Here is a 21,752-nt window from a genome sequence, read left to right on the forward strand (position 1 = left end):
GGCCCCACGGGCAGGCCTGTTATATTCAGAGCCGGATCACGGTCAGTAATTTGCCTTTTGGACCAGGAGGAAAACCTGCTTTTACCCCGGCTAGCGATCGAGGCTCCATAACGCATAACCCGCCGCCGCACCCGCAATATCCCAGCTGAAATCTTTCCAGCTCCAGCCCGTTCCTCCTTCGCGGCTATCATAAAGCTCCTTGGCTGCACCCAGACTCAGGGCAAACATCAGTCCAAAGCTGTCGCTGTGCCTGTTACTCCAGTTCTGATGTTCACCATAGGCATTACCGGCTGCCGAGAAAAAAGCAGAAGAGAGAAAGTGCTGAGCCTTATCTTTCCCTGTCCAGTCATCCTGTGCAAGATGGGTACAGCCCGTGCAGCTTAGCGTGGCAATAAGCAGAAATTGACGCATGAGCTTTTCCTGTAAAAAGGCCCTGTGCGAAGACAGGGCCTGTGTTAGAAAACGACAGTTCAGACGCTTTAAAGGATCCGGCTGATAAGTCTGTCAATACGAATGCGGCGCAGTCGGCGGATCAATTTACGCACCTTAAGAGGATAGTCCGCAATGCTTTCAAGATCGCGGAAATGCTTCACTACGGTAGTGTGTTCGCGGATCAGGCTGAGCTCATGCGCACTTTGATCCGTCAGCTGTTGCAGAGGATCGTGGATAAGCACGGCATTTTCAAGATCGAGGCGCCAGGCCCTGGGGTTGAGATTATTGCCGGTGATGAGCATCCACTCATCATCAACCCACATGCCTTTCAGATGATAGCTGTTCTCCCCATCTTTCCACAGCCTGACCTGTAACTGTCCGTTTGTGACGTAATACTGCAGGCGGCTCAGAAAGCGACGCAGGTTGATCTCATATAAGTAGGGAAGAGCACCAATAATCTTGAAGGGCTGATCCTCGGGAATATAAAAGTCGTTGGCGGTTTTATCGCCAACGATAATTTCAACCTCTTTTCCCCGACGTAACAGCCAGATGATGTTACGGGCGAGGATCGCTGGCATATTAAAATAGGGCGTACAGAGCGTAAGCTTATGTTCAGCGCAGGGCATCAAATGGAAAATGGTCTTATTCAGCAGGCTATGTTTGCCTAGACCGACCAGCGGCGTGACCGCCAGTTGCTCATTGGTGGCATCACCCGTGAATTCATAGTCGAACCCTCGCAGATCCTGACGGAACTGACGGGTTTCATTTTTGATTTCCGGGCTTTTAGGGCGTTCATGATTATCAAGCCGATGAACGGCTTCCGCCTGGATCAGGTTTTTATCAATCCAGTGAATTAAGGTATCAGCCAGTACGGGGTTTTTGATAACCTGGTAACGGTCGTAGCGATATTTATCATGCTGATGAAGATAAACGTCGTTAAGACTGGCACCGGTATAGAGAAGCGTATCATCAATCACCGATCCTTTCAGATGCAGCACGCCCAGCGCTTCGCGCGTATTGACCGGCACACCATAAACTTCAATGGCGACATCCGCATGCTGCCCGGCCATTTCACAGTACCAGTCCGCGTTAGTCGCACCGCGGGCGGCGCCAATTCTGCCGCGCTGAGCGCGATGCCAGTCAACCAGTATGCGGATCTCAAGCTCCGGGCGCAGCCGCTTCGCCTCATACAGCGCCGAAAGAATGCTGCGGCCACCATCGTCATTTTCCAGATAGAGCGCCACAATGCAGATACGGCGCGTGGCACCGGCTATTCTTTCCAGAAGCGTACGATGAAAATCTGCAGGAGAGTACAGCGTGGTGAAATCAGCAACCGACTGAGACAGTTTGGGTAGTTGCGCAAGGTGCTGTTGGTGTTTATTACGTTTAAATTTAGACAACATCACAGTGCGTATCTTCTCTGTTCATGGAATGGCACCTGCCATAAAATCATCACTCTAACCCCGTATAATACATTACCTGGCATAAAAGAGGCCATTTTTACGTTTCCAGACGTTATCCGGAAGGCGACATCAGGGCGAGTGAAAGGCTGACAATGCCATCCTCAAGCTGGATATCGATGGAAAATCCCAGCTTGCGCGCCAGCGTGATCATGCCCCGGTTGCCTGGCATGGTAATGCCGTTGAGTTGTGACAGCCCATGTTCGCGGGTATAAGCGACCATTTTTTCCAGCAGACGTCGCCCCAGCCCGAGTCCTTTGAGATCGGATCGCACCAGTACGGAAAACTCGGCATCAATATTATCCGCATCTGAAATAGCCCGGGTAACCCCAATGATTTCCTCTTCGCCATTGTGCTGGCGTACGGCGACGATAGCCATTTCCCGATCGTAGTCGATTTGCGTCATGTTCGCCAAATCGTCATGCGTGAACTCATTGATCTCACTAAAGTAGCGGTAGTAGAGATCTTCCTTTGTCACCTGGGAAATAAACCGGCGCAGCAGAGGCTCATCTTCTGGCAGGATCGGGCGGAAAAGACAGGACTGGCCATTTTTCATCTCCACGCGTTCTTCAAGTGAAGAGGGGTAAGGCCGGATTGTCAGCCGGGCCTCGGGATCGCCGGAAAATTCGGCAAGCTGCATGGTGACATCAAGCAGGGAAAATTCGCTACCCGCGGCCAGCAGCGGATGGATATCAAGTCGGACAATCTCAGGGCAGTCAACAATCAGGTTAGAAACCCGAACCAGCACCTGGCTGATGCCATTAATATCAAGGGGCTGTAGCGCACTACGCCCACGCAGCTTACCGCTCTTGATTGCCTGAGCCACCAGATAACGTGCCAGCGTCATATTCAGCGGCGGCAGTGCCACCACGGCCTGCCTGTCTGCCTGCCATTCAACTCCGCCTTCACCCAGCATAATCAGCGGACCAAAAACGGCATCCTGCCCGACAACAATCCTTAATTCCTGAGCGCCAGCGCGATTTGCCATGCTCTGCACCAGCAGTCCATGGATATTTGCCTGAGGCCAGGCCAGCCTGACGCGATCGAAAATCGCGTCTGCCGCGTGTTGCACCTCGCTGGCCGTACGTAAATAGAGCATGACGCCCTGAATGTCGGATTTATGTGGAATATCGGGAGAACGCAGCTTAAGGGCAACCGGATAACCGATCTGCCCGGCAATATGCACGGCCTCTGCGCTATCGCTGGCAATCCAGGTCGGCAGCGTACTCAGACCATAAGCCTGAAGGATAGGCTGCACTTCATGCGTATCCAGCGTTGAGGCTCCTTCGCTCAGCGCCTGGCGTATCAGATGATGCGCATCCGCCGTATTCGCCGTCAGACCAGCGGGCAGGGAGGGCGTTTCACGCAGCTGTTTCTGATTACGGCGGTACTCAACCATATGCATAAAGGCCGTTATGGTTCCTTCAGGCGTACGGTAGGTGGGGATACCGGCATCGTTAAATAATCTGCGCGCCTCTTGTGAAGAAAACTCCCCGCTCCAGTTGGTCAGGAGCGAAACCTGCCTGGCTCTGGGGTGTTTTCCGATGGCATCAATCAGCAACTGGGCCGTAAGCGTCGCGGGGGCGACCGCGCTGGGAGCATGGATAATCATCAGCGCATCAATTTCCTGACAGTCCAGCAGCCGGGTCACGGCCTGTACATAGCGCGCGGGTGTCGCATCATCCTGCAGATCCAGTGGATTGCCCGGAATAACGTCAGCCGATAACAGCGTTGTCAGGTCAGCCAGCAATTCATCATTAAGAACGGCCAGCTTACCGTTACGCGCATCCAGTTCATCAAGGGCCAGTGCAGCAGGGGCAGCACCATTACTGACGATCATCAGCCGTTCACCGCGCAGGGGACGCATATGGCTCAGAGTCTCTACCGCAGAGAACAGCTCATGGGTGTCATGCACCCGTAGCATACCTGCGCGCTGGATCGCCGCATCCCAGGCGGCATCCAGCCCGCCATAGGTTTTGAGCAGCCTTTGTGCATGCTGGCTGCGGCCGCTTTTGATCACCAGAATAGGCTTGTTACGTGAGGCGCTACGGGCAGCAGAGACGAAGCGGCGGGCATCGCTAAGGTGCTCAAGATAGAGCAGGATCGCACTGGTCTTGCCGTCACGCGCCAGGAAATCCAGCAGATCGTCAGCATCAATATCCAGGCTGTCGCCCAGGGAAATAAACCAGGAAAAGCCCAGCTGACGCTGCTGTGCCCAGTCCAGAATGGTATTTGAAACGGCAGCGGACTGGGAGATAAAGGCCAGCTTTCCCTGAGCGATAGGGACGGGCGAAAAACTGGCATTCAGCCCCTGCCAGGGGGCCAGCAGTCCAAGACTATTGGGGCCAAGCAGACGGATTTGCCATTGGCTGGCGCAGCTTTTTAGCACATCGAGCTGGCTGGCGGGGGCGGAGAGAATGATACAGGCTTTGCAGCCTCGCTTACCCAGGGCTTCCAGAAGCTCAGGATTACGACTGGCATGCGTACAGATAACCGCGAGATCCGGTGAAAGTGGCAGGCTGGCAACATCCTGCCACGCCAGCACGCCGCATACCGCCTGATATTTAGGCGTAACGGGCAGGATGGGGCCGCTGAAGCCACCCGCCAGCAGGTTACGCATCATCAGATATCCGGCACGATCAGGGCGAACAGAGGCCCCAATAACGGCGATCGAACGGGGTCGCAACAGTGCTTCTAATCCACGTTGGCTCATTTCCTGCTCCCTATGGCTGAACTCACCTGATTCTAACGTGTTCTGGCCGGGATAACCTCGATGAGGTGCAGATTATCGATCGCGGGCGCGGCGGGAAGAGAGACGTTCCTCCTGACATCAGAGAGAGCGTTTGTTGGGCGGACAGACTCGCTCAATCGCTGTTCCAGATAGCACAACCGGGATAGGTAATGTTGTGCAGCCGGTTATAAGCGCCGTTACCCTGCTGGAGAGTCCGGCCAGATCCGGGGGAGCGGCTTAGCGTGGCGAGTGGGGTTTACCGGCAAGATAGCGCTGGCGAAAAAGGTCAAAATGCCGGGTTAATGCGGTTCCGGCGGTACTATCGCCCGCCTGTATCAGCAGTTCAGCCGCGACTTCTGCCGTACAGTGCTGCCCCTGAGCGTGGATGCCACGGAGCTGATAATTGGAGGGGGCGGTCAGCGTCAGCGACATCACGGGGAAACCGTCAAGCCAGGGACTTTTATGGAACATTTTTCGGGCCTCCGGCCAGGTGCCATCCAGCAAAATAAACAGCGGCGGCTTACCGCTTTTTGGCGGGACGTCGATAACGGCCCTGCCTGGATCGGCATAAGAGGCGGGAAATACCACCATGGGCTGCACCTGAGGGTTTTTCACCGCCGCTAACAGGGCAGGATCCGGTTCGGTGCGCGACCAGCCAAAAGCCAGGGTTTCCGGCAGAATATCGGCGATCAGCCTGCCCGTATTGCTGGGTTTCATCGGTTCCGTATCGAACATAACCAGGCAGAAGCGGCTCCGGGCCTGTTGGGGGTGAAGCTGGTCGCACAGACAGTTTTTAACGGGCAGAAGACAGCGTTGACAGCGAGGTATTCGATTACCGCGCGCCAAAAAGGGGCGGGTTGATCGGGCCAGACGTGCGGCGCGAAGAGTAAGGACTGCGTTTTCAGTCATAGCGGCTTATAAGACAAAGAAACCCTTTCAGGCAAAGAAGTCATTCTAGCGAAAAGGGCGGATAAACAGTAGTGGCCATGCAGTGAATGGCCACTCTGGCGGGAGCTTGCCTGCGTTAAATTCGCTGTCGGTTGGTAAGCGCTTACAAGGGAGCTTTACAGATTCTCGTTCAGCCACTCATTAAAGGGCGCTTTAGGCATGGCTCCGCTAAGCATGTCCACCATTTTTCCCTGTTTGAAAATCATAATGGTAGGGATGCTCCGTATACGAAAGCGCGCACTGAGTTCTGGATCCGCTTCGGTGTTTACTTTAATAAAGCGAATCTCGCCGTTGCGCTCTTCCGCGACGTCTTTGTAAACTGGCGCAAAATTAACGCAGGGACCACACCAGGGCGCCCAGAAATCGACCACCACCGGCAGGTCGTCCTGTAAATATTTATCGAGGGTGGCAGTGGTTGCCGCAATAACCTCCCCGTTGAACAGGGCCATCCCGCAGCGTCCGCATTTCGCACCGTCGGCCGTGCGTTCCTGTGGAACGCGATTCGTTGCCTGGCATGATGCACAAACCGTATTCATCTATTCACCTCGGTGCTAATAGGGGTAAGCGTTCACTTACTATATTTGTTATAAAGCCAGCGACAATTATGGTTCGGCTGGTGTTAAGCCACAAAGAGATTTGTTCAATGGGTATAATAGGCAATATCTGCCGGATGCTTTCAGAACCGGCCAAAGTCTGAAAAAGGCGCATTCGCCCTTTGTGGTGGAAGTTAATAGCTAAGCGCCGCCACATCAGGTAATCTGCGCGCTTCGCGCTCAGCCAGGTGGAGGGAAAATGAACGACGAATTTAAAGGTAAAAGCGGAAAAGTCAAAGTGATGTATGTCCGTGGTGGTGACGAGAGCAAAAAAGGCGGGAAAAATCCCCGCACCGGTAAAGGCGGACCTCGTCAGGATGACAGCCGTCGTCCTTCACGTAACGCAGACAGCAAACCGCGTGGCGGGCGCGATCGCGACGCACTTCCGAGTGATTCGCCGTGGCGCACGGTTTCTCGCGCACCGTCTGCAACCGAAGAGGCGCGCCCGGATCACGGCGGCATCAGCGGTAAAAGCTATATCGACCCGGAACAGATCCGGCGTCAGCGTATGGAAGAGACGCGCGTATACGGCGAAAACGCCTGTCAGGCCCTGTTTCAAAGCCGTCCGGACTGTATTGTCCGCGCATGGTTTGTGCAGAGCGTCACGCCTCGTTTCCGCGATGCGCTGAAGTGGATGGCAGCCAACCGTAAGGCCTATCATGTGGTCGAGGAAGACGAGCTGGTTAAAGCTTCCGGGACGGAGCATCACGGTGGCGTCTGTTTCCTGATTAAAAAGCGTATGGGCATGCCCGTCAGCGAGTGGCTGTCCAACGCGGGCGAAAAGGATTGTGTGCTGGCGCTGGAAGATATCGGCAACCCGCACAACCTGGGCGGCATGATGCGCAGCTGCGCGCACTTCGGCGCAAAAGGGCTGCTGGTGGATGATGCTTCACTGCTGGAGTCGGGCGCCGCCGTGCGCACGGCCGAAGGCGGCGCTGAACATATTCAGGCGATTAGTGGTGAAAGTTTTGCTGCTGCTCTGAGTGCGTTTCGCAAGGCCGGCTACACCATCGTGACCACGTCCAGCCATAAAGGCATGCCGCTGGCGCAGGCAGAGTTTCCTGCAAAAATGGTGTTGGTGCTGGGGCAGGAACGCGACGGGCTTTCTGAAACCACGATGCAGCAGGGGGATCTCAGCGTCTCCATCAGTGGCACCGGAAATGTTGAAAGCCTCAACGTTTCTGTTGCGACAGGTATTCTGCTGGCGGAGTGGTGGCGTCAGAACGCGTAAGACGCCGTGCAAAAAAGAAAACGGGCCTCGCAAGGGCCCGTTTTTTATGGCTGAAAGCGCAACCGTTAGTGCGCCCCTCCACCGCCGCTGCCCGCACCAAAGGGAGGCCGGGCAAACCAGATAAGCACCAGCAGCCCGAGGAAAACGGCCGCAGAGGCCCAGAAAATCTCATTGGCGGAGATAATCAGGCCCTGATTAGTGATTTGCTGCGCAATCCACGCCGACGCCTGCTCATGCGTCATACCAAGACTTTCCAGCTTGCTGTACATCGCCTGGGAATTGACGTTATACGCATTGACGGACTCGCTGAGATAGCTGTGATGCATTGATTCTCTGTCGGTCCACATGGTGGTGGTGATCGAGGTGCCAATCGAGCCCGCCAGCGTGCGCGTAAAGTTTGACAGGCTGGATGCCGCCGCCAGCCGATCCGGCGCCAGACCGGAAAGAGTAATGGTGGTCAGCGGCATAAAGAAGCAGGCCACCGCAAACCCCTGAATAAACTGAGGCCAGGCAGAAGCCCCAAAATTCATCCCTGGTTCAAACGTATAGGCTCGCCAGTAGAAGCAGACGGCATACATGATAAAGCTAAAGGTCACCAGCTTGCGCATATCCAGCCGGTGCGCAAATCTGCCGATAATGGGTGACAAAATAACCGGAATGATCCCAACCGGCGCTGATGCCAGCCCGGCCCATGTCGCCGTATAGCCATAGACCTCCTGAAGCAGCTGGGGCAGCAGCACGATGGAACCAAAATAGAGCATATAGGCCAGGCTGATTGACAGGCAGCCAATGGTGAAGTTTCGCGACTTAAACAGCGAAAGATCGACAATGGGATGGTCATCGGTCAGCTCCCATACCAGCAGTACCGCCAGTGCAATCACCGCGATTACCGTCAGGACGATAATCTCCTGAGAGCTGAACCAGTCCAGTTCTTTGCCGCGGTCAAGCATCACCTGCAGGCAACCGATACCGACCACCAGCAGGACCAGGCCGACGGTATCTATTGGCCGGATGACCGTTGGCGTCTCGCGATTCCGCAGCGTTTGCAGCGCCAGTATAACCACCACCGCACCGATGGGCACGTTGATAAAGAAAATCCATCCCCAGTGATAGTTGTCACTGATCCAGCCGCCAAGGATCGGGCCGCATATGGGGGCAACAATCACCGTCATCGCCCAGAGTGACAGGGCAATACTGCGTTTGGCAGGGGGATAGTTGCTCAGCAGCAGACTCTGCGACAGTGGAATTAATGGACCTGCCACCACGCCCTGGATCACGCGGAAAAAGATCAGCATGGTCAGGCTGTTGGACATTCCGCACAGCCATGAAGCGACGGCAAAGCCTACCGTCGCCCACAGAAACAGCTTCACTTCGCCGACGCGTTTTGCCAGCCAGCCGGTAATGGGAATGGATATCGCGTTGGCCACGCCAAATGAAGTAATGACCCAGGTACCCTGAGAGTTTGACGCTCCCAGATTCCCGGCGATGGTCGGTATAGCGACGTTAGCAATCGTGGAGTCCAGCACCTGCATAAACGTCGCCAGCGACAGCGCAATCGTCATCAGAACCAGCTGGGCGCCTTCAAGTGGTTTTTGTGCCATTAGCCTCTCGCTCTCTTAACCCGCATTGGCGCGGACGATCTCTGCTATCAGCTTATCAACAGGTGCGAGATCCAGCGCCAGCGCATTACTTTCGTAGGCGGGCGTTGAGCGTACCTGGGTTGCCAGCACGGCACCGTCGATATTGCTGGTATCCACGTTGACCTGCGTGGAGAGGCCGATTCTGAGCGGATGTTTCACCACTTCCTGTGCATCCAGCTCTATACGAACCGGCAGGCGCTGAACCACTTTGATCCAGTTGCCGGTGGCATTCTGTGCGGGCAGCAGCGAGAAGGCGCTTCCGGTGCCCATATCCAGGCCGACAACCTTGCCGTGATAGGTTACGTCGCTGCCGTAAATGTCACTGATCACGGTGGCGGGCTGCCCAATACGCATGTTAGCCAGCTGGGTCTCTTTAAAATTCGCATCGACCCAGAGGTTGCTGGCAGGTACGACGGCCATCAGCGGCGTCGTCGGAGAGATCTGCGAGCCGACCTGCACGCTGCGGCGGGAAACAAAGCCATCAATCGGGCTGATCACGCTGGTGCGTTGCAGATTCAGCCAGGCATCGCGCAGTTCAGCCGCGCTCTGTTTGACTGCGGGCTGATTTTCCAGCGAGGTGTTCAGCACCATGGCCTGATTTGCATTGTACTGCTGCGTGGCAACGTCAAGCTGGGCTTTTGCCGTGGCTACGGCATCGCGCGAGTGTTGTAAATCTTCGCGGCCAATGAGATTAGCGGCCCCGAGAGGTTCCCGGCGCTTAAGATCAGACTGCGCCTGTTCCAGCGCGGTTTTTTGCAGCGCAATGGTGGCCTGATACTGTCTGCCGTTGATGATCAACTGATGGGTCTGACGTACGCTGGTGGCCAGCGCGGTCTGCGCCTTTTCAAACGCCTGTTCGGCATCGGTTCTGTCCAGCGTCAGCAGCACATCGCCCTTTTTGACGTAATCGGTATTGTCGAACCAGACCTTATTCACGCTGCCCGATACCTGGGCCATAATTTGCGCCTGGTTACCCGCAACATACGCATCGTCGGTGTCCTGGAAGTGGCGGAGTACCGTTAACCAGTAAACAAGCCAGACAACGCCGATTAAAACAAACAGCACGGCCAGGGAAAATAACGCAATTTTGCGTTTTTTCTTCTTGTTAGCTGGCTGTGCGGGAGTTTGATTCTCCACATCTACACTCATGGTGTTCTCCACGTTTCCCATGCGAACCGGGCATGCCACCTGTCGGTAGTCATGCCCGGAGTCTAAAATGCCAGCGGGTAAGCGCTGGCACCGATCAAAATTTGCGGACTAAAATAGCGATTAGCTGCGACACCGTCGTCGCACAATATGCTATTGGGTCAAACTTAGCGGGAAAGTGCCGTAATGACTTCCTCTTCATCCATTTGATCCAGTCGGGTCAGCAGTTTACGCGTGATGCTTTCCAGCTGACTTTTCTCTGGGCCACTTAGTGCAGACCAGAGGAGTTGCAGGCACTGATGCTGCGGCGGCAGGAGCTGGCGCAGAAATTCATGCCCTTTATCAGTCAGATGCAGATGCAGACAACGCCGATCGTGGTCACTTTCGCGCCGTTCAATCCAGCCGCGTTTCTCCAGTTCATCGGCAATGCGCGTGGCATTCGTGCGGGATGAACCCAGCGCCGCGCTCAGCTCAGATGGTTGAATACTGTGATTTTCCTGTGCATCCAGGGTGATTAATGCCATAAACAGCGTCTCGTTAATCCCCTGAGCTTTCAGCATTTTATTGCGGTTTTCCAGTAGCTTACTCTGCATATGCATGCAGAGTCTTGTCAGCATTATCTCCTGTAAAGGAAAGTCTTTCTGACGGTTAGCGCGGAAATTAAGCATCTGTTCAATAGGGGCAAACGAACTTTCCATCTGGGAGAACCTCATAAGTTGCAACTGGTATCGTAACGATGGCGATAAATTTATCTTTTCCGGCGATCTGAGATCGGGAATACCATCAGTAATTTCCAGGTCACTCCATAACCCAGTGTGCTGAGCAGCATCAAACAGGGATGCCGCAGATGTCAGTTAAGGCAGTGTGCCTTAAGCCAAACCCCGGAGGGCGGACTGAATTGGCTCAGAGCAATGGATAACGATTGCTTATAATTTCTTCATCACCCCAATCGGGATGAAGGTAAAAGTCGCCTCCGGCTACTGGCCGATAACCGAGCGCATTGCACGGTTATTAATACGTGTGTCATTCTCGCTTCAAAACAATAGAAATCGCCTGAGCCAGGTGGCACACTCAGTAACAAGGTTTGCAAATTCAGGTGTGTTTCGACCCAGGGTCACTGTTCCCGACCTCTGTCCGACAGGACAGCTGGGGGCAGGATTGAGCGAATGCACTAGTCCGTTCAGCGATCGCCGGCGAAATGAGCCTGCCACTTAATAGTTTCACCTGAAAAGATAACTAATCTGAATAAGCAGGCGCTAACAATACCAGAGTGTGTAAGCGCTTAACAGAGCAGTGGGCCTGAAATTTCCTCAATTTATTATTTGCAGGCTAAGGAGTATCCACTTCATGGCGTGACCCGCGCCACCAGCTCAAAATATTAAGCAAAGTTAATGAAGCGCCCGCCACGCATACGCCTTTCCAGCCTGCATATTGAAACGCACTGGCCGATACCAGCGAGCCTGCCGCACCGCCAATAAAGTAGCTGGTCATATAGCCTGCCGTCAGGCGGTTACGCGCTTCGGGCATCCGGCTGTAAATCACGCTTTGATTGGTGATATGGACGCCCTGGACCGTCAAATCGAGCAGGATAATTCCCACGATCAGCGCCGCCAGTGAATGACTCCCCAGCGCGGTAAAGGCCCAGGAGATAAGCATAAGGATCAGGCCTGCGGCTGTGGTCAGGCGGGCTTTGCCCTTGTCCGCCAGTGCGCCCGCCTGACGCGCCGCCAGCGCCCCGGCTGCCCCGACCAGTCCCAGTAGCCCAATCTTGCCTTCAGAATAGCCATAGGGTGGGGAAGCCAGCAGAAAAGCCATTGAGGTCCACAGGATGCTGAAATTCGCAAAGGCCAGGCAGCCGGTGACGGCGCGGGTTCTCAGGACAGGATTGGTGCGATACAGGGTAAATATCGATCCGAGCAGCTGCCCATAGTTGAGTGGAACCGATTGTCTGTAGCGGGGGAGGTAACGCCACAGCGCCAGCGCCATCAGCGCCATCAGCGCGCTGGCTACCCAGTATACGGTTCGCCAGCCCCCCAGCTGTGCCAGCCCCCCCGCAACGGTACGTGCCAGCAGGATCCCGAGCAGCAGTCCACTCATTACGGTCCCCACCACCTTGCCGCGTTTGGCCGGTTCTGCCAGCGTCGCTGCCAGGGGTACGAGGATCTGTGCCACCACCGAGAACAGCCCGGTTAGTGCCGTTCCCAGCAGCATAATCGTCAGGCTCGGTGAAAGGGCGGTGATCACCAGGCCACAGGCTGCCAGCAGGCTCATAATTACGATCAGCCCCCGTCGCTCCAGCATATCGCCCAGAGGAACAAGTAATAACAGCCCGGCGGCATAGCCCAGCTGCGCGGTAGTAACGATAAATCCGGCCTGGTTTACGGAAAGAGCAAAGGTGCGTGCAACGGTTTCCAACAGGGGCTGAACGTAATAGTTGCAGGCAACGGAGAGACCGGTTGCCAGCGACATCAGCGCAACCAGTGGCGTATTCAGAACGGGCTGAGGGGATTTCATTATGATTATCAGACTAATAAAAACAGGTGTAACTGAATAGTAGCTTAAAAAATATGTCGCTCACAGAATAATTGACCGACTCATCGCGGAATAAAGGGGGGGCAAATGGGTTAAGGGCGGTTGCCAGCGGTTTGGAGTGTGCCATCCGGCGACAAAGCCACCATTCTGTAGTTTCTGACAGCACAATCAGTGAGGGCAGCCTTACGGCTGCCCTCTGTTTACGCTCTGGCGTACGACATAAACGCCGTGCAGGCTATTTTGCGGCTGCCAGGGCGTCGTTGACCCAGCCGTCAAACTGCGCCTGATGCGCTTTGATCCAGCCGTCAACGTGCGCATTTATATCGGCTTCAGAAGACTGCCCCTGATGCATACGGGAGTTCTGAGCATTGATATCAGCAATCGGCAGCTTCATTTCGGCGAACAGTTTCGCGGCCGCTGGATTCTTCATTGCCCAGGCTTTATTCGCCACAATATGCATTGTATTAACCGGGAAACCGTAGTTTGCGCCGTTTGGCAGTTTGGTATCCACGTCCTTCTGCTCACCCGGCATAGAGGAGAAAGGCACCTGCAGCCAGACGACATCGCGGCCCGGAACCAGTACGTCACTCACCCAGTACGGCGTCCAGGTATAGTAGAGAACAGGTTTGCCCTCTTTGAAGCGGGTAATGGTATCGGCGATCATCGCTGAATAGTTACCCTGGTTATGTTCAACCGTATTGCTCAGACCGTAAGCCTGTATCTGGTGGTTGATAACCGTTTCGCAGCCCCAGCCTGGCGTACAGCCGGTCAGGTCGGCTTTGCCGTTGCCGTTACTGTCAAACAGCTTCGCCAGCTTAGGATCCTTCAGCTGATCGATACGGGTAATATGGTATTTTTCAGCCGTTTTCTTATCGATTAAATAGCCCTGCGCTGCGCCCTGTACAAAGGTCCCGGCGCGATAGAATTTAGCGTCTCCACCGGCGGCCTTATACATATCGTCGTGCAGCGGCTGCCAGTTCACGGCGGTAAAAGTGCCGTCGCCGGAAGCGATGGAGGTGTAGCCCACGTTGTAATCCACTTCGCTGGGCTGCTCGACGGTATAGCCGAGTTTCTCCAGTGCGCGGCTGACCAGCAGGGTCTGGAAGGTCTCTTCCGTAATGGTGCTCTGTACTGGCTTGACGGTAATGCCTTTGCCCGGCAGCTCAGCGGCTGAGATTTGAGCCGTCGCCAGCGTAGTTAATGCGGCGGCTAACAGTACGGTCTTTCGCATGGTGGATCCTTATTGTTATTACTCTGTCTGAAAAAGCAGGCGGCGCTTATGAGCGCGCCGCCAAAGGTGAAATGCTAGCGGATAAACGGCCGGGTAAAGAGCCCCAGCGGACCCGTTGCATACCAGCGGCGGGTACCACGGCTGCGGCTGTCACGGCCAAGCGACTGGGTCAGACGATCCAGAATAATCGCGAGGATCACGATCCCGACGCCGCCCACGGTGGCCAGGCCCATATCCAGACGGCCTATCCCGCGCAGTACCATCTGACCCAGGCCGCCCACGGCGATCATTGAGGCGATGACGACCATCGACAGCGCCAGCATCAGCGTCTGATTCACGCCTGCCATAATGGTTGGCATGGCCAGCGGAAGCTGGACCTTGAACAGCATCTGACGCGGATTAGCCCCAAAGGATTCGGCGGCCTCGATCAGATCCGCAGGCACCTGTTTGATGCCCAGGATGGTCAGGCGGACAATCGGCGGCAGCGCAAAGATAATGGTCACCACCACGCCGGGCACGTTGCCGATGCCAAACAGCATCACAATCGGTACCAGATAGACGAAGGCGGGCGTCGTTTGCATGGCATCCAGCAGTGGACGAATGATCTTCGCTGCCTTTTCACTGCGTGCCAGCCAGATCCCCAGCGGTAGCCCGATAATGATGCAGAACAGCAGGGCCGTCAGCACCAGCGCCAGAGTCACCATCGCCTGCGACCAGGCACCGATCGCCCCGATGGCGATCAGGGAGATCAGGGTAGCGATGCCCATTCCCAGGCTGGAGAGCTGCCAGGCGATCAGGGAAAAAATGATGATCGCCACCGGCGCAGGCATTCCCAGCAGCAGCTGCTGAAAGGCGCTGAGGATATAATCCACCGGTATGCGGATACCCTGAAATACCGGACGAAAGTGGGTGACCACCCAGTCGATGCCTGATGTCACCCAGCTATCAAGTGGGATCAGCGTCTTATGGAAGGGATCCAGAATGCTGAAGTGCTCCGCCTGGGGAGCTGGCGCGCTGTTTAGCCAGTCGCCGCTGCCCGCTGCGGCATCGTGGCCGCCTCCCGGAGAACCCCAGGCGCCGCTGATATCGCCGCCGCCGGGAGCGGCAGTGGAAGCGCTTCCGCCCTCTGCCGGTGTGGTGGCCCAGGGATCGCTGCTGGCCGCTGACTGCGAAGCATCCGCTGCGGGTGCCGCTGATGCGTCGGCAGCAGACGTGCTGGAGGCGGTGGCCCAGGGATCGATTGATTGCTTACTCATTGCTGGCTCCCTCGCGGTCTAATGCCTGTAGTAACATGCCTTTCGAAATTATCCCGATATACTGGTCGTCTTCTCCGACGATCGGCACCGCGCAGGGGGCCTGGGCGACGTGAGAAAGCAGATCGCTCAGCGAGGTATCACCCGGCATCGCGGCCGGGTTGGCCAGGATTGCGTGATCCAGGCCTTCACCCGCGGCCAGCGCCGCCTTAAGCGAGTCAGTCGACACCACGCCAATAAATTTCTGTTTTTCCAGCACGTAGCCATACTCGCGATCTTCGTCCTGCAGCAGTTTAATCGCTGAACGCGGACCGAAGCCGGGGGCTTTACGCATCAGCGCGCTGGCGCTGCGGCGGGCAATATCCTTCGCGCTGAAGACGTGGCTGATATCCACCCCGCGGAAGAAGGTGCGCACGTAATCGTTAGCCGGGTTATTGAGGATCTCATCCGGCGTACCGACCTGTACCACTTCACCCCCCTGCATAATCGCAATGCGATCGCCAATACGCATGGCTTCATCAAGGTCGTGGGAAATAAACACGATGGTTCGCTGGTGGCGTGATTGTAGCTTGACCAGTTCATCCTGCATTTCGGTACGGATAAGCGGATCGAGTGCGGAGAAAGCTTCATCCATCAGTAATATATCGGGGTTAATTGCCAGCGCGCGGGCTAATCCCACGCGCTGACGCATCCCCCCGGATAATTCATCGGGATAGGCATGCGCATAATTATCCAGCCCCACCTGGCGCAGGGCATCCAGCGCTTTTCCCTGACGCTCCTGCAGGGGAATACCGGCTAATTCCATGCCAAAGGCGGCATTATTTAATACCGTCATATGGGGCATTAGTGCGAAGGACTGAAATACCATGCTGATCTTATTTCGCCGTACCTGACGAAGTTCACTGTCAGATATTTTCGCGATATCGACGCCGTCAATAATTACCTGACCGCGAGTGGGTTCTATCAGACGATTGAGAAGGCGAACCATAGTGGACTTTCCCGAGCCGGAGAGCCCCATGATCACGAATATCTCGCCTTCTTCAATGGCCAGACTGGCGTCTTTTACCCCAAGAGAAAGCCCTGTTTTCTCGAGAAGGGCTTCTTTGCTTATTCCTTTATCAATATGCTTAAAAGCACGGTCTGGGTTGTCACCAAAAACTTTATAGAGATTCTTAACTTCGAGTTTAATGGCCATGCATTAATAATTCCCTGGTTAGCGGTTAGTTTCTTATTATTTTCCTGTGTCCTGAAAGAATATTAGCGGCCTATACCCTAGCACACTCAGAATCTGAGACAACCCTTGTACGAGCGTTAATAAATTATCGCTGAGACCATAATCTCCCGAAAGGCCAGAAGGGGTAAGGGATTGCGGAGAATTGACGAAGGCGAAAAAAAAGTGATATTCCGCCGATCGTTGACCACAGGGTAGTGACGATATTACCCCCCGGCACTTCGGCTGACGGGAAATAATAACCCGGGCAATGATTTGAATTTGGCTTTGGTTTTTTTATTGAACGGTCAATTAATAAAAAACAGGGATGATGGTCAAAACTAAACGATGGCTGAAGCGTTCAGCCATCGCAAAGGGAATTAAAAGTCCCAGTCTTCGTCTTCGGTATCTACCGCTTTGCCCATCACGTATGAAGAACCGGAGCCGGAGAAAAAATCATGGTTTTCATCGGCATTCGGCGACAGGGCAGAGAGGATAGCGGGGTTGACGGCGGTGAGTTCAGCGGGGAAAAGCGCCTCATAGCCCAGATTCATCAGCGCCTTATTGGCGTTATAGTGCAAAAAGGTTTTAACCTCTTCCGTCCAGCCCACGCCGTCATAAAGGGCCTCGCTGTAGGCTATTTCGTTCTCATAAAGCGCCAGCAGCAGTTCCACGGCAAACTGTTGCAGCTCGTCCTTGCGCGCCTGGCTCGCTTTCTCCAGCCCCTTTTGAAATTTATAACCGATATAATAACCGTGAACGGCTTCATCTTTAATAATCAGGCGGATGAGATCGGCGGTGTTGGTCAGTTTACCCCGGCTGGACCAGTACATTGGCAGATAGAAGCCCGAATAAAACAGGAAGGACTCCAGGAACACACTGGCGATCTTCTTCTTTAGCGGGTCTTCATGATGGTAGTGCGACAGGATAATCTCTGCCTTGCGCTGCAGCGCAGGGTTCTCTTCGCTCCAGGCATAGGCCGCGTCCACGTCGCTGGTGTGGCACAGCGTGGAGAAAATCGAACTGTAAGAGCGGGCATGCACCGCTTCCATAAAGCTGATGTTAGACATCACGGCTTCTTCGTGCGGCGTCAGTGCATCGGCCATCAGCGCCGGAGCGCCAACGGTATTTTGAATAGTATCGAGCAGCGTCAGTCCTGTAAATACGCGAATGGTCAGCTGCTGCTCGGCCGCATTCAGGCTATTCCAGGCAGGGATATCATTCGACAGCGGGACCTTCTCCGGTAGCCAGAAGTTAGAGGTCAGACGATTCCAGACCTCCAGGTCTTTGTCATCCTCGATATGGTTCCAGTTAATGGCATGTACTGATTTTAATTTCATGGTTATGTCCATACGGAAGGGCGTCATTGCCCTTCCCAACGGTAAATTAGAGCGAGCAGGAGACGCAGCCTTCCACTTCGGTTCCCAGCAGGGCCATCTGACGCAGGCGAATGTAGTAAAGCGTCTTGATCCCTTTTTTCCAGGCGTAGATCTGGGCTTTATTAATGTCGCGGGTGGTGGCGGTATCGCGGAAAAACAGCGTCAGCGATAATCCCTGATCGACATGGCGGGTGGCTTCGGCATAGGTATCAATAATCGCCTCGGGGCCAATGTCGTAGGCATCACGATAAAATTCCTGATTGTCGTTGTTCATAAACGGTGCCGGATAATAGACCCGTCCCGTTTTCCCCTCTTTGCGGATCTCAATTCGCGACACGATGGGGTGAATACTGGAGGTGGCATGATTGATATAGGAGATCGAACCGGTAGGCGGAATTGCCTGCAGGTTCTGATTATAGATGCCATATTCCATCACCGCGTCGCGCAGTTCCCGCCATGCCTGCTGGTCGGGAAGGGTAATGCCCGCCCGGACAAACAGCGCGGCCGCCTGTTCGGTTCGCGGTAGCCAGGGCTGATTGATGTACTGGTCAAAGTATTCACCGCTGGCATAGCGGGAATCCCCGAAGCCGGCGAAGCACTCGCCCCGTTCGCGTGCAATCAGATTAGAGGTGCGGAGTGCGTGCCAGGTGACGGTGTAAAAATAGAGATTGGTGAAGTCCAGCGCCGCCTCTGATCCATACTGAATGCCTTCACGCGCCAGAAAACCGTGCAGATTCATCTGGCCCAGCCCGATAGCGTGCGACTGCGCATTCCCCTTTTCGATGGAGGGAACGGAGTGTATACGACTCTGATCGGAAACCGCCGTTAATCCACGTACGGCAATTTCCACCGTACGCGCAAAATCTGGCGAGTCCATCGCGTGGGCAATATTCAGCGACCCCAGATTACAGGAGATATCCTTGCCGATATGGCGATAGCTGAGGTCATCGTTGTACGCGGTTGGCGTGTTCACCTGCAGGATCTCTGAGCACAGATTACTCATATTGATCCGGCCCTTAATCGGGTTAGCGCGGTTGACCGTATCTTCAAACATGATATACGGGTAGCCGGACTCAAACTGGATCTCAGCCAGCGTCTGGAAAAACTCGCGCGGGCTGATAAAGGTGCGGCGAATACGTTCGTCGGCCAGCATCTCCTCATACTTTTCGCTGATGCTGATGTCGGCAAAAGGTACACCGTAGAGGCGCTCCACGTCGTAGGGAGAGAACAGCGCCATAGGCTGGTTAGTCTTCGCCAGCTGGAAGGTAATGTCCGGGATCACCACACCCAGCGACAGCGTTTTGATTCTTATCTTCTCATCGGCGTTTTCCCGCTTGGTATCGAGAAAGCGCAGAATATCGGGATGATGGGCATGCAGATAAACCGCGCCTGCCCCCTGTCGGGCACCCAGCTGATTGGCGTAAGAGAAGGCATCTTCCAGCATTTTCATCACCGGGATCACCCCAGAGGACTGGTTTTCGATACGCTTAATGGGCGCACCCGCTTCGCGCAGGTTAGAGAGCAAAAATGCCACGCCGCCGCCGCGTTTCGAAAGTTGGAGTGCCGAATTAACCGCCCGGCCAATGGATTCCATATTATCTTCAATGCGCAGCAGGAAGCAGGAGACCAGTTCGCCGCGCTGCTGTTTGCCGCAGTTCAGGAAAGTCGGGGTGGCGGGCTGAAAGCGGCCAGAGAGCATTTCTTCCATCAGCGCCATCGCCAGGTTTTCATCGCCTTTTGCCAGCGTCAGCGCAACCATGCAGACGCGTTCGGTAAAACCTTCCAGATAGCGTTTACCGTCAAACGTCTTCAGCGTATAGCTGGTGTAAAATTTCCATGCGCCAAGGAAGGTCTGGAAACGAAAGCGGCGGGCCGTTGCTTTTTCAAACAGCGTACGGACAAATTCAAACGGGTAAGCAGTAAGCACGTCCGCTTCATAATAGCCTTCCGCCACCAGATAGCGCAGACGCTCTTCGACAGAGGCAAACTGGACGCTATGGGGCAGGACGTGCTGAATGAAATAGTGCCGAATGGCTTCGCGGTCTTTATCAAACTGGATATGACCGTCGGCATCATAAAGATTCAGCATCGCATTAAGCGAGTGATAATCCAGCCCGGCAGGCTGGGGGACTATGCGTGTACTCTCTGTTGTTGCCAAAATGCGGTTACTCCCTGATAAACATTTGCGACGTCGTCGGCGGTGCCCAAAAGCTCGAAGCGATAAAGACAGGGCACGTCGCACTTTTGCGCAATAATGCTGCCGGCAAGGCAGTAGGCTTCCCCGAAGTTACGGTTACCGGCAGCAATTACGCCACGGATAAGCTGCCGGTTGTGGGGATGGTTCAGAAACTGGATAACCTGGCGCGGCACGGCCCCCCGGCTGGTTCCCCCGCCATAGCTGGGGACCACCAGAATATAAGGCTCATCGATCCGCAGCGGTTCTGCTCCGTCCAGCGGAATACGTCGGGCGGGCAAACCGGTACGCATCACAAAGCGATGCGTGTTTTCCGACTGGCTGGAAAAGTAAACCAGCGTGGACATATGCGTCAGACCCCGACGGCTGCGGGCTGCCTGAGTGCCAAAATTTTGTCCGGGCGAAAGCCGCTCCAGTGATCCTGCTCAGCCATGACCACGGGCACCTGGCGGTAACCCATCGCCTTCAGGGTTTCAACGGCTTCGGGTTCATGGTCAAGGTTAACCAGCTGATAAGTAATGCCCTGCTTATCCATCGCGTTTTTCGTTGCGTTGCACTGGACACAGTTGTTTTTTGTGTAAATAATAATGCGCATGATTCGTATTTACCTTGTGGTCACTTTGACGTCTCGTCAGATGCAGTTTTATGCGCGACTTCGCCGCCGATTCGCCATATGTAGTGTTTTAGTTGATGGTTAAATACTAGATATAGCGTCTGGCTATTGCAACCACACAAACTGTAAATTACCGGAAGGTGAGTCAAAAAAGGCGGCGTTAGCGGCTATAAAGCCTTGCGGAGACGGGTTTTACGGCAGATAAAAAAAATCCCCGCAGGAGGCGCTGCGAGGATTGGGATGATAACTCACCGTAGTGAGACGTCATTTGGATGATAACGCGGTGTTAGTTACGTGAAGTGGTGGTCGTCGCAATAAGCGCGCCGACAAAAATACCTAATGCAGCACCAATGCCCACGCCGTGCCAGGGCTTATCGCGGACGTAAGTGTCAACCTGATCGCCCGCATCTTTCGCCACCTGGGTAACGCGATTCCCGCCGTTGGCTTTGGCGCGCGTTTCTTTTAACAGTTTCTCAGCGCGGGAGCGGGCACCCTCTACTTCATCTTTCGCTTTGCTGCCGTAGGACTTCAGCAGATCGTCAAGGGTGTCGGCCAGCTGTGTGACGTCCTGATTGATATCAATGTCTTCGTTTTTAGTCTTTCGATTAAACATTATTCTCTCCCCTGCAAATGAAATGTAATATTAACTATAGACTATCCTTAACGTTTTTAGTGACCTTCACCGTTAAATTACGCCTTTATGGATTATTCCGAATGCCCTGCGCACTGACGCTGTGTAAGGTTGCACCGTTTGCTGGTTTAGAGGAATAAGCATGTATTTACGCCCTGATGAAGTTGCCCGCGTACTGGAAAAAGCCGGATTTGAAGTGGATGCGGTGTCCCCCAAAGCTTATGGTTATCGCCGAGGCGATAACTATGTCTATGTTAACCGCGAAGCAAGGATGGGACGGACGGCGCTGGTGATCCATCCAACCTTAAAGGAAAAAAGCCACGGCATTGCGCCACCGGCATCCGATATGAAGACCTGCGATCAGTACGTGCAGTTCCCCATGTATCTGGCTGGCGACAGTCAGGACCATTACGGCATTCCCCATGGCTTTAGCTCCCGCGCCGCCCTTGAGCGCTACCTCGAACAGCTGTTTGGCTGAATAGCCTGCCGTTTCCTCTCTCAGCGTCTGTCGGAAAGGGCAGCGCTGAC

General features: G+C 54.7%; 19 protein-coding genes. 2 read left to right on the top strand and 17 right to left on the bottom strand.

The window, feature by feature from the left end; genetic code table 11:
* Positions 1 to 90: 90 nt before the first annotated feature.
* The 5 genes from ACLRGG_RS19175 to trxC all read right to left on the bottom strand — a co-directional run bounded on the left by ACLRGG_RS19175 (position 91) and on the right by trxC (position 6,107).
* Positions 91 to 411, bottom strand: coding sequence for a YfiM family lipoprotein (locus ACLRGG_RS19175; protein ID WP_416251260.1), 321 nt, complete (start codon positions 409 to 411; stop codon positions 91 to 93).
* A 68-nt stretch (positions 412 to 479) separates the two neighbouring features.
* Positions 480 to 1,838: a CDP-diacylglycerol--serine O-phosphatidyltransferase gene (gene pssA, locus ACLRGG_RS19180; protein ID WP_416251261.1), complete on the bottom strand. Its 1,359-nt coding sequence runs from the start codon at positions 1,836 to 1,838 to the stop codon at positions 480 to 482.
* Between the two features lie 109 nt (positions 1,839 to 1,947).
* Complete coding sequence (locus tag ACLRGG_RS19185; protein WP_416251262.1) at positions 1,948 to 4,605, bottom strand: bifunctional acetate--CoA ligase family protein/GNAT family N-acetyltransferase; 2,658 nt, start codon at positions 4,603 to 4,605, stop codon at positions 1,948 to 1,950.
* 255 nt (positions 4,606 to 4,860) lie between these two features.
* Entirely contained in the window at positions 4,861 to 5,532 is a 672-nt protein-coding gene (locus tag ACLRGG_RS19190) for a tRNA-uridine aminocarboxypropyltransferase (protein ID WP_416251263.1), read from the bottom strand.
* A gap of 155 nt (positions 5,533 to 5,687) precedes the next feature.
* On the bottom strand, positions 5,688 to 6,107 hold the full coding sequence (trxC, locus tag ACLRGG_RS19195) for a thioredoxin TrxC (RefSeq protein ID WP_416251264.1): 420 nt from the start codon (positions 6,105 to 6,107) through the stop codon (positions 5,688 to 5,690).
* Positions 6,108 to 6,363: 256 nt separating this feature from the next.
* Here trxC and ACLRGG_RS19200 point away from each other — a divergent pair, with 256 nt between their 5' ends.
* Positions 6,364 to 7,395 carry a tRNA/rRNA methyltransferase gene (locus ACLRGG_RS19200; RefSeq protein WP_416251265.1) on the top strand — a complete coding sequence of 344 codons (1,032 nt, stop codon included), beginning with the start codon at positions 6,364 to 6,366 and terminating at the stop codon, positions 7,393 to 7,395.
* Positions 7,396 to 7,460: 65 nt separating this feature from the next.
* Here the strand turns inward: ACLRGG_RS19200 and emrB are convergent, their stop codons facing one another.
* The 12 genes from emrB to ACLRGG_RS19260 form a co-directional block, all read right to left on the bottom strand.
* Positions 7,461 to 8,996: a multidrug efflux MFS transporter permease subunit EmrB gene (gene emrB / locus ACLRGG_RS19205; protein WP_416251266.1), complete on the bottom strand. Its 1,536-nt coding sequence runs from the start codon at positions 8,994 to 8,996 to the stop codon at positions 7,461 to 7,463.
* Between the two features lie 15 nt (positions 8,997 to 9,011).
* On the bottom strand, positions 9,012 to 10,184 hold the full coding sequence (gene emrA / locus ACLRGG_RS19210) for a multidrug efflux MFS transporter periplasmic adaptor subunit EmrA (RefSeq protein WP_416251267.1): 1,173 nt from the start codon (positions 10,182 to 10,184) through the stop codon (positions 9,012 to 9,014).
* A 164-nt stretch (positions 10,185 to 10,348) separates the two neighbouring features.
* The gene (mprA, locus tag ACLRGG_RS19215; protein WP_345828644.1) at positions 10,349 to 10,879 is read right to left on the bottom strand and encodes a transcriptional repressor MprA; all 531 of its coding nucleotides are present in this window, start codon (positions 10,877 to 10,879) and stop codon (positions 10,349 to 10,351) included.
* A 631-nt stretch (positions 10,880 to 11,510) separates the two neighbouring features.
* Positions 11,511 to 12,695 carry an MFS transporter gene (locus tag ACLRGG_RS19220; protein ID WP_416251268.1) on the bottom strand — a complete coding sequence of 395 codons (1,185 nt, stop codon included), beginning with the start codon at positions 12,693 to 12,695 and terminating at the stop codon, positions 11,511 to 11,513.
* Positions 12,696 to 12,948: 253 nt separating this feature from the next.
* Positions 12,949 to 13,944: a glycine betaine/L-proline ABC transporter substrate-binding protein ProX gene (proX, locus tag ACLRGG_RS19225; protein WP_416251269.1), complete on the bottom strand. Its 996-nt coding sequence runs from the start codon at positions 13,942 to 13,944 to the stop codon at positions 12,949 to 12,951.
* 74 nt (positions 13,945 to 14,018) lie between these two features.
* Positions 14,019 to 15,200, bottom strand: a complete 1,182-nt coding sequence (proW, locus tag ACLRGG_RS19230) for a glycine betaine/L-proline ABC transporter permease ProW (protein WP_416251270.1) — start codon at positions 15,198 to 15,200, stop codon at positions 14,019 to 14,021.
* A complete protein-coding gene (gene proV, locus ACLRGG_RS19235; RefSeq protein WP_416251271.1) occupies positions 15,193 to 16,392 on the bottom strand; it encodes a glycine betaine/L-proline ABC transporter ATP-binding protein ProV in 1,200 nt (399 codons plus the stop codon). Before proV ends, proW begins: the two co-directional genes overlap by 8 nt.
* A 395-nt stretch (positions 16,393 to 16,787) precedes the next feature.
* Positions 16,788 to 17,774 (bottom strand): class 1b ribonucleoside-diphosphate reductase subunit beta, encoded by a 987-nt coding sequence (nrdF, locus tag ACLRGG_RS19240; protein WP_416251272.1) that lies wholly within the window; start codon positions 17,772 to 17,774, stop codon positions 16,788 to 16,790.
* Between the two features lie 19 nt (positions 17,775 to 17,793).
* Positions 17,794 to 19,944 (bottom strand): class 1b ribonucleoside-diphosphate reductase subunit alpha, encoded by a 2,151-nt coding sequence (nrdE, locus tag ACLRGG_RS19245; RefSeq protein ID WP_416251274.1) that lies wholly within the window; start codon positions 19,942 to 19,944, stop codon positions 17,794 to 17,796.
* Positions 19,917 to 20,327 (bottom strand): class Ib ribonucleoside-diphosphate reductase assembly flavoprotein NrdI, encoded by a 411-nt coding sequence (gene nrdI, locus ACLRGG_RS19250; RefSeq protein WP_416251275.1) that lies wholly within the window; start codon positions 20,325 to 20,327, stop codon positions 19,917 to 19,919. Before nrdI ends, nrdE begins: the two co-directional genes overlap by 28 nt.
* 5 nt (positions 20,328 to 20,332) lie before the next feature.
* Positions 20,333 to 20,575, bottom strand: a complete 243-nt coding sequence (gene nrdH, locus ACLRGG_RS19255) for a glutaredoxin-like protein NrdH (protein WP_416251276.1) — start codon at positions 20,573 to 20,575, stop codon at positions 20,333 to 20,335.
* Between the two features lie 304 nt (positions 20,576 to 20,879).
* Entirely contained in the window at positions 20,880 to 21,206 is a 327-nt protein-coding gene (locus tag ACLRGG_RS19260) for a DUF883 family protein (protein WP_416251277.1), read from the bottom strand.
* A 160-nt stretch (positions 21,207 to 21,366) separates the two neighbouring features.
* On the opposite strand from ACLRGG_RS19260, the gene ACLRGG_RS19265 reads away from it, so the two are divergent.
* Positions 21,367 to 21,702, top strand: a complete 336-nt coding sequence (locus tag ACLRGG_RS19265; RefSeq protein WP_416251278.1) for a DUF2002 family protein — start codon at positions 21,367 to 21,369, stop codon at positions 21,700 to 21,702.
* Positions 21,703 to 21,752 lie beyond the last annotated feature (50 nt).

The sequence above is a fragment of the Erwinia sp. PPS120 genome, from assembly GCF_047918655.1.
GTDB lineage: Bacteria > Pseudomonadota > Gammaproteobacteria > Enterobacterales > Enterobacteriaceae > Erwinia > Erwinia tasmaniensis_A.